The following is a 12,664-nucleotide window of genomic DNA, read 5'->3' as shown; positions in this document are numbered from 1 at the left end:
ATATGGAATATTCAGCGCTATTAGTTGAAGACAGCATGTCATTAGGGGCTTTATACACTGAGTATTTACGCGCTGAAGGTATCAATGTGACTCATGTGCATTACGGTGAAGATGCCTTACGAGAGTTGGTAAAGTGGCAACCAGATCTACTGATCCTTGATATTAAACTGCCTGACATATCAGGGCTTGATATTTTAAAACAAGTGTACGGGAAATATCCAAATATTAGCACTATCATGATCACCGCTCATGGCAGCATTGATATTGCCATTGATGCTATGCGATCAGGTGCATTTGATTTTCTGGTCAAACCTTTTGATAGCAAGCGTTTGTCAATTACAGTGCGAAATGCGCTCAAGCAGAAACATCTGCTTGAGCTAGTAACACAATACGAAAAGAGTCTACCTAAAGGGCGCTATCAAGGTTTTATTGGTGATTCATTAGTAATGCAAAGTGTTTATAAAACAATAGATTGTGTCGCAAAAAGTAAAGCTTCTGTATTTATTACGGGCGAAAGTGGTACAGGTAAAGAAGTTTGTGCGCAAGCAATACATCAAACGGGAAATCGTGCAGATAAGCCGTTTATCGCTCTTAATTGTGCTTCTATTCCCAAGGAATTAATTGAAAGTGAGATCTTTGGTCATTGCAAAGGTGCATTTACGGGGGCACACAGTAACCGTGATGGCGCTGCAACAAGGGCCGATAACGGTACTTTATTCCTCGATGAAATTTGTGAAATGGATTTAGACTTACAAAGCAAACTATTACGTTTTATTCAAACGGGTACCTTCCAACGAGTAGGCGGCACTAAGGAGGAGCATGTGGATATTCGCTTGATTAGTGCGACTAACCGCAAGCCGTGGGAGGAGGTAAAACTTGGACATTTTCGTGAGGATTTATTCTATCGTTTACATGTGATTCCAATAGAATTGCCACCATTACGAGCAAGGGGAAATGATGTTTTACTGCTGGCTAAAAAAATATTAAAAACCTACAGTAAGGAAGAAGGTAAAAATTTTACTGAATTTAGTCCTGCTGCCACGAATACACTTTTAGCCTATACTTGGCCAGGTAATGTGCGCCAACTGCAAAATGTCATTCGCCAAATTGTCGTACTCAACGAAGGGACTACAGTAGAGCATTTAATGTTTCCTCATCCATTGATACAGATTCAATCTAGTTCAGCAGAAAAACAATATAAATGCGATAATGATAGTTTGATATATGAACAGAATGACACTCGACGTGAATCAACTTTATTACTAAATGAATCCAGCAGTCATTCCATTAAACCTCTATGGCTAGTTGAAAAACAAACTATTGAAGGTGCAATTGCTATGTGTGATGGAAACATTCCCAAAGCTGCCGCATTATTGGATATTAGCCCATCAACAATTTACAGGAAACGAATGAGTTGGGAGGAGCTAGAGACTCAACAATAAATAAGTAGTATATAGGCTGTCTTTCTGGTAGCAATTAGACATGATTTTATGTTCTATACTATTATATGTTTTACAATTAGTGGCAGAGCATTACATTGAGTTGTAAGTTTTTTTAGGTAATTCTAGATGAAATTTAGTAGTGTAGAATTTTTATATTTACCATTGTAGTTGTAAAGTAAAATTGAGTAGTCCCAATATAATCGTTATGACTCATTTGGCGTTAACCCTCCATTATTTTTATGGGGCTTTGATTCACTGTAATATTCTGTTATGTAGTTTGTTGTCGCTTAATCTGCTTCTGTAAAATTCCAACAACCCTTTACAGGTACCCACTCAGATTTCAAACTTTTAAAGAAATGCTCCATGGGTGAATTATCCCAACGATTCCTGCGACGACTAATACTTTGCTTAATCAGAAGACGCCATAATAATTTGTCTGAAATTTACGTTTGTGTAATTCAAGCCTTAGTCACTGTGAAACATCACATTTTCTGGTTCCCCTCTTAACTCAAACGCCTTATTCAATGCTTTACATGTCAATTCGCTATCAGGCGATAATGACAACACCCAACTAATAGGTTTACGGGGAAATAAGTCCAGAACAACGGTTAGATATTCCCAACGATTCCCCCCAGTATACGTCACATCGCCACATCATGATTGTCCGGGCTATGAACAGCAAACTCTCGGTTGACCGTGTTGGGGATCGCTAAATGCTCTTGTGTTACTTTCATATAATCCTGTTTTGGCTGCTGGCAACTGATTAATCCCTTTATTCGTTACTAATTGAGCTATCAGAGCGATGACTAATACCATTTACAGCCTTCACAGCATAAAATAGTAAAATAAGCATCAATATAACCTTTTCTGTTTAGGCAATATTTATAGCCACTTCTATGTATATTGAATGCATAACAAATAGCGGAAATAAAATGGCTCAGCTTGAGTTAGATGATTAGCGTAAATTGTTCATAGAGTCTGACATCAAGAGGTGTAGCCTTTTTTAAGATGAGATTATGTTCCTCTAGACGGTTAATTTGCTTCGTCATCTCACGAATTTCAATTTATTCAGGGATAATGGGCGAGGCTTTTAGAGGGCTACCTTGATGCTTTAGTTTTAATTACCTAACCCATTTATCCATAGTTGATTTACCCACGTTTATCGCCTTCGCGGCGCCGGTAGTATGGTTTTATCGAGACTAATTAGGCTGCTTTAAGTTTAAATTCAGCACTAAATGTTTTTGGGGTTGTCGATCTCATCTGTTCATCTAAAGTCATCTAAATATCACCTCTATTTAGGTGCCCCAAATTAGTGTGTTACTACAAGTGGAAAAAAAAATCTTCTTAGTCCAAAATCATAACTCTCTGATTATAAATTATTAGGCATTTATGCTCCTTTCTATGAATTATAAAAATGCTTCGAAATGGAGCTTATTAGTCCTGTTGATTGGATTACTGCTAAGCGCACTATTCACATGGTTGACAGGACGCATGAACGCCCAAACGATTGGCCAAGCATTGCGCGAAAACACGGAGCAAATCAGTGAGAACGTGCTTAATCGTATAACCTTATATCAATATGGTTTACGCGGTGCCCGAGGTTCGATTCTAACCGCAGGCGAGTATGGTATTAGTCGTGCTAGCTTCCATCGCTATAGTTTATCGAGGGATGTGGATCAAGAGTTCCCCGGAGCCCGTGGATTTGGCTTTATTCGCCGAGTGCCCAATTCAGATGAAGCCGCATTTTTAACAAGAGCCAAAAATGACGATTGGCCGGACTTCAATATTCGGCAACTGACCCCCCATAGCGGCGAAAAGTATGTGATTGAATACATTGAGCCGATAGACAGAAACCGTGCTGCCATTGGGTTAGATGTTGCATCAGAGGCACATCGTAAAGCAGCGGCAGATGCAGCTATGTTATCCGGTGAAGTACGTTTGTCTGCGCCAATTACTTTAGTGCAGGCTACGGGGAAACCCCTACAATCATTTTTGATACTACAACCTATTTATCGAACAATTTCTGTGCCTAAAACACCACAAGAACGACTTGCAGCAGGGTATGGTTGGAGTTATGCGCCCTTAGTGACAAATGAAGTGCTCACAGGGTTAGCATTAAATCAAAAGATGACGAAGCTACTGCTTAGCGATATCACCCAAACTGAGCGTCCCATCAGTTTTTTTGAAACACACCCTGATGATGCGTCTCCATTATCGGCATATAGCCACACACTGACGAAAGAAATTTTTGGCCGCAAATGGCAGGTCGAAGTCATTGCCTACCCGGCCTTTATTCAGTCATTACACCTTAATCAACCAAGCTTAGTATTACTGAGCGGCAGTTTATTAAGCTTATTGCTTGCGGCCTTTATCGCTATATGGTCTATCAGTCTACAGCGTAAGCAGCAAGTGCAACTTGAACAGGCAAGGCGCGCTAGCATGCTGGAGCACTCCCTCGATGCCATTATCAGCTATGACTTAACGGGCAATATTACTAGTTGGAACCAAGGTGCTGAGGAGATATTTGGCTATACACAGACAGACGTTATTGGTCATTCAAGTTGCGATTTGATTATCCCACCAAGCATTGTTTTAGAAGAGCAGGTGTTGTTTGCTGAGGTGTTTTCAGGAAAAACGGTATTAAATCAAATATCAACCCATCAACGACAGAATGGCAGCCATGTATCGACTTCGACAACGTCGCTGCCTATATATGATGAGGATAGTGCCATTGTGGGACTTAGCCAAACGATCCGCGATATTACGGCGCAGCAAGAAGCAGAACGATATATATTAAGCTTGAATGCACGTTTAGAACAAGAAGTCACCAAGCGTACCAATGCGCTCCAGCAAGCATTACTCGAAAACCAGACGTTGCTCGACACCATCAATCAACAGCTGCTCTACTCTGCCACCGACCCGAATGGCGTCATTTTAGAGGTGAATGATAATTTTTGTCACGTAAGTGGTTATTCACGCAAACAATTGTTAGGTGAAACCCATGCCATTTTGAACTCTGGTGAGCATGATGCTGCATTCTGGCGCACCATGTGGACCCAAATAAAATCGGGCCTATCTTGGCATGGTGAGATTTGTAATCGTGACCGACACCAAATGCTGAAATGGTTTGATACTGTGATTGGTCCTGTCTTTAATGAAAACGGCAATATAGAACGTTTTGTCGCATTAAGAACCGACATCACAGAGCGTAAATTGGCGCAAATTGAAAAAAATAAGTTAGGTTCGTTATTAACGAACGTACTCGATGCCGCCTCCGAAATGTCCATCATTGCAACGGACAAAAAGGGCGTGATCACGATTTTCAATCGTGGGGCTGAGCAATTACTCGGTTACGCCGCCGTGGATATGATCGGGCTATCAACACCGGCACCGCTACATTTGCCCGAGGAAGTCGCGGCAAGATCAGCTGAATTGTCCAGTGAGTATGGTGAAGATATTCAAGGCTTTGATGTGTTCGTCTATAAAGCGAGAACCCTCGGTTCTGAAACGCGCACTTGGACATATGTGCGAAAAGACACCAGTCAATGCCAAGTCTCTCTCTCTGTCACGGCCATGCTGGATAATGTCGGCGAGATTATTGGTTATTTAGGCATTGCGATTGATATTTCCCAAGTACTACAACAACAAAAAGCACTTATCACTGCGAGTAATCACTTAAGTAAGGCTGCGGAAGTCGCCAAGCTTGGGATTTGGAGCTGGGATTTACGCGATAACTCCCTCGAATGGAATGAGCGGATGTTTGCTATTTACGATCAACCCCTAAGTTTACAGGATATCGGATTAACCTATGAACATTGGCGTATGCGGATCCATTCAGATGATATTGACTTCGCCGAGGCGAAGCTAAAAGCGGCAGTAGAAGAAAAAGACCAATATGACCCCATTTTTAGAGTCGTCAGAACCGATGGCACCATTCGTTATGTGCAAGCTGGCGCCCAAATCGAACGCGATGTCACGGGGCAGGTTACAAAAGTCATCGGTATCAATTTAGATATTACCGAACAGCGGCAATTGGAAGAAACCTTGAGAGAGGCTAAACATGAGGCTGATGCAGCTAATGCGGCAAAGTCTGCATTTTTAGCCAATATGAGCCATGAAATCCGCACCCCAATGAATGCTGTCTTAGGGATGCTGCAATTAATGCAACATACCTCAATGTCTGTGCAACAACAGGATTATGTGACCAAAACCCAAACCGCGGCGAAGTCATTGCTAGGATTACTGAATGATATTCTCGATTTTTCAAAAATCGATGCAGGTAAATTAACACTCGACCTACACCCTTGTTCAATCGAACTGCTTATGCGAGATCTTGCAATAGTGCTGTCGGGCAACCATGGCAACAAAAATGTCGAGGTCATGTTTGACCTTGATCCGGCTTTACCCGCCTGGCTCTTAGCCGACCAACTGAGGCTACAACAGATTTTGGTTAATTTAGCGGGTAATGCCCTTAAATTTACACGCCACGGTCAAGTCACCGTCACCATGGAATGCTTACGTCATGAGGCCAATACCGTTACGGTGCAGATTTCAATTTCAGATACCGGTATTGGTATTAGCGAAGAGCAAATAGAGCGCATTTTTACGGGCTTTGAACAAGCCGAATCGTCAACATCAAGGCGATTTGGCGGTACAGGGCTAGGATTAGCGATAAGCAAAAAGTTAGTCGAACTCATGGGAGGCCAGTTAAACGTCACCAGCCGTGTAGGTGTGGGTAGCCGCTTCTGGTTTGATGTAACGTTCTGCGTCATGGAAGTTGAAGCCACTCAGGCCATTGACCTCAGTGGGTATCATATTTTAATTGTCGATGATAACGAACTTACTGTCGAAATTTTGCATAAGATTTTGACTGACTTTGGCTGCAGTGCAGAAACCGCCTCGGGGGGATATCAAGCGCTTGAAAAAGTAAAACAAGCCAATATAAACGCAAGACCATTCGATGTCGTACTAATGGATTGGCGTATGCCAGATCTTGATGGGCTACAAACGGCTGATTTGATATGTAACTCTCACTCAGATAGCCCTATTCCGCTCATCGTTATGCTCACCGCCTACGGCCATGAGGTGATTAGCGAAAGTCAGCATATAAAAAATGTCCCCTTCGTGAATTTTTTAACTAAACCAGTAACATCACAGATTTTAGCCGAGGCGATAATCAATGCTATCGAAGGCAAAACGATGACAGTGAATCCTATGCCACACTCGCAACAACGGTTATCTACACTCGCCATTTTAGTGGTTGAAGATAATCAACTCAACCGACAAGTGATTGATGAGCTACTGAGTTATGAAGGGGCAAACGTGCAACTTGCCAACGGCGGCGTTGAAGGGGTGTTTCAAGTTTTAGAAAGTGGAAATGTATTCGATATCGTGATCATGGACATACAAATGCCCGATATGGACGGCCTAGCAGCAACACGGCTTATCCGCGCTGATAGCCGATTTGCGGAGCTGCCCATTTTAGCGATGACTGCCAATGCATCCCAAAGCGATAAACAGGATTGCTTCGATGCGGGTATGAATGACCACGTGGGTAAGCCAATCGATATGCTGATATTACTCCCCAGCATTTTGCGTTTAGTGGGACAGGAAGAAGTCCACTCATTAGCGCAACAGCATCAACCAGCGGAGTTACCAGTCCCAGTTGACGATATGGACGATATGCCATTACTGGATGACATCAAGCTGATACTGCGCCGTTTTGGCAATAATCAGGCATTTTTCCAGAAAATGGCGAAAGGTTTTGCACCTGAAATGTTGAAACAACTAAATATATTCAAGCAGTCTACTAAGCTGTTCGAGTATCCCACTGCGGCGGCCGTGGGACATGGTATCAAAGGTCTTGCCAGTAATTTTGGTGCACTGCGTTTAGCCGCTTATGCCGCATTTTTAGAAAAACAGCTCAAACAAAAAGACTTTGAGTTTATTGAGATAAAAGCATGGACCGAACAATTAGAATTATTAATCAATGAAAGTACTCAGCAACTTTCTACCTACATTCCCGAGCCTGAATCGACTGCATTAGCTCAAGATAAAATAGCACATACCATCGATTCTCAAGAATCGATGCCAAGTGCTTGGACTGAACTGAACGCCCTAATGCTCCTCTTAAAAGCGAACAATTTAGAAGCCATGACTTTCGTTGACCGATTAATCAAAAAATTACCACACCATCCACAGTGGATAACACTACAGGGACAAGTACAAGCACTCGAATTCGATAAGGCATCAGACACTTTACGCATCATCATGTTGGAGAATAAATAATGCATCCTACGGAAATCATCCCGCAAGCCAATCGAATGAAGGGAAAAATTCTTATCGTTGATGACCAACCCCTCAATATAAAAATATTACATCAGCTTTTTCATGAAAATTATGAAATGTTTATGGCCACAAACGGAGAGCAAGCCATCAACGTCTGTCAGAATGAACTGCCTGATTTAGTTCTTTTGGATATAGAAATGCACGGTATGACGGGCTATGAAGTGTGTCAACGGCTCAAAGCCGATCCCGCAACAGCCAATATCTCCATTATCTTTGTTACCGCGCATTTTAATGAACAAGAAGAGGTTCAAGGTTTTCAGCTTGGTGCCGCCGATTTTATTCATAAACCTATCAATCCGATTATTACGAATGCAAGGGTGAATAATCAATTTATCCTCAAACAACAAGCCGATTTACTCCAGTCGATTGCTTTACTGGACGGGCTCACAGGGGTTGCGAATCGGCACATGTTTGAGCAACGACTTCCCGAAATATGGAAGTACTGCTGCAGAAATAGTGCACCATTATCAGTGGTGATGTTAGATGTCGATTCATTTAAACTTTTCAACGATCGCTATGGTCATCAGGAAGGAGATCAATGTCTACGTCTCGTAGCGAAAGCGCTACGCACAGCGATACACCGCCCGAACGATTTAGTGGCGCGCTATGGTGGTGAGGAGTTTATTTGCCTATTACCAGACACTCAGCATTTAGGCGCGATGCACATCGCACAACTCATCGTTAACGCAGTGCAAGCCTTACACATCGAGCATTTAGGCTCCAGTTTCCAAGAGGTCACTATTAGTGCTGGCGTTGCGAGCATGCAGCCTCATCGGCATTTAAAATGGCAAACACTTATCGAATCGGCAGATAAGCAATTGTACCTTGCGAAAGAACATGGTCGTAATCAAGTTAGCGGGGTTAGCCTGTTACGGTAAACAGCATTATTGAGTACAAATTGTAAATTTTGATTTTTGAAATTATAAAAACTGAAATTTAACATTCATAGTGTTCGACTGAATTCGGCTACGGCTTTGTAAACCAAAAAATACATAACATTAAATATGTTAGCGTGTGAATCAGACGAGGTAAGTCTGATTCACTAACTCATTTCTGGATAAAAATAAACACACCTTAGCAACAAAGTGAAAGCACTTTGTTTAATTTCATTTTCCTTTCAAAAGAGTGCAGCTATGATGGTTTAATCATAATCACACTTGATAAATTTATACTTCAATAGCTTCTGAAATCCGCAGTGCATCTTCAATCTCGACACCTAAATAGCGTACGGTGTTATCTAACTTGACATGTCCAAGCAAGATTTGAATCGCCCGAATATCCTTGGTTCGACGATAAATCAATGTCACCTTGGTTCTACGCAACGAGTGCGTGCCATACAATTCACTATTCTGCCCTAATTGACTCGCCCAGTTTTTTTACCCTTGAGCGGTAATAGCTATAACTCATCGGCTGATGAATACTCCTTGGGCTAGGAAATAGATAATCCTCAACGGTTAATCCCTTTTCAAGCAACCAAGATGTCAGGCTGTGCTGAGTTTTTGGAGTAATTTCAAACTGAACGTCACGATGGGTTTTACGCTGTATTAATCGCACTCGCGGATTTATTATGCCTGGGTAATGTCTTGGACCTTCAAGTGTAATAAGTCACAGGCTCGCAATTTTGAATCAATCGCCAGATTAAGTAACGCTAACTCAGCAATATTATGTTCTAACTCCAAACGAGTACGAATGCGCCAAATCTCTTCCAATTTAAAAGGTCGTTTTTGTCCCATGGGATGACCTTTATTCCAAGCGTCCATACAAACCTCCTCAGGTTGTAATGAATAGACACTTGAAGTATAGGAAATAGCGCTCTTAACTGAACAAATATGGATTATAAAATCTCATGCATAAATAAAATTAAAGCGGAGTCTAAAAATGAAGCGCTGAATTGCTTTGGGGCATTTCCAAGTTAAATTTTTAGCTCGAATTAGTGAGTTTCGAATTAAAATGTCTATGGGTAACGTCTTAAGCAGAGGCGCGCGCTTTTTGCGCGTCCTGCCGGCTTAACTTGTTATAACGTAGCTTACAAATAACTAGATAAGCAATGCCAGATAGCAAGCCTGTTAAACCACCTAAATAACTGGCATTGTGCATAAAACCTACACGAACAAATTGTACGGGATTAGTTACGTCTGGCCTTACCCATTGCATGTATTGTGATACTGTTTGTTCGTTGACCTGATAATAACCTAATGCAAGACCAGCTAAACCGGTTAAAAGAGCTACAACTATTACAACTAAAAATGATTTGCTTAGATTGCTTGCCATTTGCCTCGGCGAATGGAACATGACCCCAAAAAAACCTAAGACAATAAAAACTAATACACCTATCCACCATGTAGCTAAGGCACCTACATAAGCAGCCCCCAAACGTGGAGTTTCATACGCCCAAGGAATACCGAATTGCTTAAACTTGAATTGGGTAAAGTACTCTTCTGAAAATGTATAACTTATTTGGTCGTGCAACATGCCATAAATTCCTGCTACAACCGCTGCGAAAATAAGCATTAGAAAGTAAACACCTATTTTTTGGATTATTCTCATACTTTCCCTACGTTATAACGTTTAGGTTAAGGGGCTGCGGCACGCAGTCCAAGTGAGCGAAGCGAACGATTTGAACCGCTTGTTATACGCAACCACCTCATTATAAAAATAGTATTAGCTAGCGCACATGCTCAAAACGTAAATTATCCTCACTAACTCCAGTTTCTCTGAAACCACTAGAAATCAATACTCTTTTAGACGCTTCGTTTTCAGGTGAGGTGTGAGCAATAATGCTTTTTGTATTTTTAAACGACAATGCATGAGAAACTAACGCAATTACTATTTCTTTTGCAAAGCCAAGACGCTGCCACTCTGGTAATACAGAGTAACCGATCTCTACGGTACCTTTATCATCTGGAGGTCCGAAATAACCACCTGAACCAACTAAAGATCTTTCTCCTGAAACAGTATCAATATTAATTGCGTACCATCCATACCAACCTTCGACAGCTTTTCCACCGCTTTCGAAACAAGATAGAAAGAACGACATTGCATCCCGATCATATTCTCCAGTCGGCCAGTCTTCTGAAACAATTGAATTCAACTTGGCAGCAAGTAAGTGTGGTGTTTCAAGCTCTATTCGAATGTGCGTAGCTGAAGATGATATTAATTCAATACGATTTGATTTTATGTTGTCTATAATTTTTATTTACTCCAGAGTTAGAACTAGTGATGTATAACTTCTTAGTATTTATGCGCTGCGCTGTTTGCAGGGTATAAAACGCTTGTTGTGGCCGCAGCCACATCCGTGTAAATGGGTATGAATGATGCTATAGGAATTTGCTTTTTTGCGGTAGCGGTTTTTTATGCCGTTTGGTAGGTAATTACTTGATATCGTTTTAGCTTTCTCATTATTTCACGCTCACTATCGACTGATTACTGACCTTGGTTGACTGCATTTGGCCCCACATTTAGGCTGACACTTGCACCCTATCCCCTCATAGGTTTAACCCCATAAGGCAGGCTGCTTTTTGCAGTCGGTCATTTCGCTTCGTCTTGTGGAAGTGGCTATCCTGACATGCGTACCGGCTGGCTTTTGAAAGATCAGACGGTCATGACTTCTAGGTTGAAAGTAACCTCGTGACATTAGCTTTTATATAGCCACAGCTTTATTCGCCCTACTTGCATTTTTAACTTTGAAACAAGCTTTGGGGCAAAAATATGTTTACTTTATGCCCCCTTTCAACGTTTAACTTTACAAGAATAGTTCACGATCCCTAAATCGTTGTACCGCTCGGCTCTCCTCTTTCGTTAAAGAGGCCGGTGTCTGTAATGGTTTAACCTGCTTCATTGTCTTCACCGCTTTAGGCTTTGGCTTCGCTGTTGGTTTTCTTTCTGGCAGACGCTTTTGCTTTACTTTTACGGCTAGCGTTGGAGCCTCATTAGTTTGAGGTATTAAGGGTTTAAGGGGTTCAGACTGAGTAAAAATGCCTTTGAAGACAGCCCCAATAATCTCAGCGGCTTGCTCTACGCTATCATCCCCAACATGGGTATATCGTAACGTCATAGTGACTTTTTTATGCCCCAGTAAAGAGGCCACCATCGGAATACTGCATCCGTCCATGACGGCATAACTTGCAAAGGTATGCCTTAAATCATGCAATCTCACATCTTCAATCCCTATCTGTTTTCGCAACCTTAGCCATAGCGACTGTACCAATGAAGTGGAAGCGCCCTGTTTCATCGGAAAAAGTTCTGTATTGGCCTTACAGTAATAGCGACTTAATATGTCAACTGCGGCTTGACCAATATAAAGCACTTTTGCTCCCGTTTTACTGTCGGGTAAATGCAATTCATTGCCGCGAACATACTCCCCTTTTAAAAAGGTTATTTCCGATAATCGGCAGCCTGTTAGCAGTAAAAGCCGCAAAATATCAGCACATTGAGCAATACTGCCGCCGACCGCTTCACATTCATCAAGCGCCACAGATAAACGCTGCATTTCAGCAACACTCAAAAAGCGATTTAATACCCGCCTTTTGTTTTGCCGAATACCAATACAGGGATTAGTCAGGCAATGCCCCTGCCTCAATGCTAACTTGAAGACGGATTGTAATGTATCAAGGTTACGGTTCGCGGCACCTTTGCGCGTTTTACTTATTTCATCAAACCATGCTTGCACCATCTTATGGTTAATCATGTGCAACGGGTAACGGCCAAAATGAGCTAACAAGCGTCTATTCAGCGCGGGCAAGACTGACCGTTTTGTACTGGGTTTCCAGTGTTCAAAAATCATCGGCTTCCATGTTTGTTCAACAAACACATCAAAACGAGGCGAGGCGAAGCACTCATGCTCGGTTGAGTGTGCTCCTCTCGCCATGCTTGAA

General features: G+C 41.9%; 6 protein-coding genes and 2 pseudogenes. 3 read left to right on the top strand and 5 right to left on the bottom strand.

The window, feature by feature from the left end; all coding sequences use genetic code 11:
• Window positions 1-2 precede the first annotated feature (2 nt).
• The gene (locus tag Q4Q49_RS19745) at window positions 3-1,442 is read left to right on the top strand and encodes a sigma-54 dependent transcriptional regulator (RefSeq protein WP_006083689.1); all 1,440 of its coding nucleotides are present in this window, start codon (window positions 3-5) and stop codon (window positions 1,440-1,442) included.
• A gap of 203 nt (window positions 1,443-1,645) precedes the next feature.
• On the opposite strand, the pseudogene Q4Q49_RS19740 reads toward Q4Q49_RS19745, so the two are convergent.
• A pseudogene (locus Q4Q49_RS19740) lies at window positions 1,646-2,720 on the bottom strand (IS3 family transposase).
• Between the two features lie 111 nt (window positions 2,721-2,831).
• Here Q4Q49_RS19740 and Q4Q49_RS19735 point away from each other — a divergent pair.
• Together Q4Q49_RS19735 and Q4Q49_RS19730 are read left to right on the top strand one after the other, a co-directional pair.
• Window positions 2,832-7,730 carry a PAS domain S-box protein gene (locus tag Q4Q49_RS19735; RefSeq protein ID WP_312000233.1) on the top strand — a complete coding sequence of 1,633 codons (4,899 nt, stop codon included), beginning with the start codon at window positions 2,832-2,834 and terminating at the stop codon, window positions 7,728-7,730.
• Entirely contained in the window at window positions 7,730-8,668 is a 939-nt protein-coding gene (locus tag Q4Q49_RS19730) for a diguanylate cyclase (RefSeq protein WP_312000232.1), read from the top strand. Before Q4Q49_RS19735 ends, Q4Q49_RS19730 begins: the two co-directional genes overlap by 1 nt.
• Window positions 8,669-8,956: 288 nt before the next feature.
• Here the strand turns inward: Q4Q49_RS19730 and Q4Q49_RS19725 are convergent.
• From Q4Q49_RS19725 to Q4Q49_RS19710, 4 genes and pseudogenes are all read right to left on the bottom strand, one after another.
• Window positions 8,957-9,550: pseudogene (locus tag Q4Q49_RS19725) on the bottom strand (tyrosine-type recombinase/integrase).
• Window positions 9,551-9,758: 208 nt separating this feature from the next.
• The gene (locus Q4Q49_RS19720; protein WP_312000231.1) at window positions 9,759-10,337 is read right to left on the bottom strand and encodes a hypothetical protein; all 579 of its coding nucleotides are present in this window, start codon (window positions 10,335-10,337) and stop codon (window positions 9,759-9,761) included.
• 118 nt (window positions 10,338-10,455) lie between these two features.
• A complete protein-coding gene (locus Q4Q49_RS19715) occupies window positions 10,456-10,881 on the bottom strand; it encodes a GNAT family N-acetyltransferase (RefSeq protein ID WP_312000230.1) in 426 nt (141 codons plus the stop codon).
• Between the two features lie 651 nt (window positions 10,882-11,532).
• Window positions 11,533-12,664 (bottom strand): site-specific integrase (locus Q4Q49_RS19710; protein WP_312000229.1); only part of this gene is annotated, 1,132 nt, incomplete at its 5' end.

Source organism: Shewanella sp. SP1S1-7 (assembly GCF_031932105.1).
Lineage (GTDB): Bacteria > Pseudomonadota > Gammaproteobacteria > Enterobacterales > Shewanellaceae > Shewanella > Shewanella baltica.
Note: the sequence above shows the minus strand (reverse complement) of the source record. Positions and strands in the feature narration are given on the sequence as shown.

Excerpts from the sequence above, each read along its gene's own strand:
- Q4Q49_RS19720 (WP_312000231.1), bottom strand. The coding sequence starts at position 10,337 with ATGAGAATAATCCAAAAAATAGGTGTTTACTTTCTAATGCTTATTTTC.
- Q4Q49_RS19745 (WP_006083689.1), top strand. The coding sequence starts at position 3 with ATGGAATATTCAGCGCTATTAGTTGAAGACAGCATGTCATTAGGGGCT.
- Q4Q49_RS19730 (WP_312000232.1), top strand. The coding sequence starts at position 7,730 with ATGCATCCTACGGAAATCATCCCGCAAGCCAATCGAATGAAGGGAAAA.
- Q4Q49_RS19735 (WP_312000233.1), top strand. The coding sequence starts at position 2,832 with ATGCTCCTTTCTATGAATTATAAAAATGCTTCGAAATGGAGCTTATTA.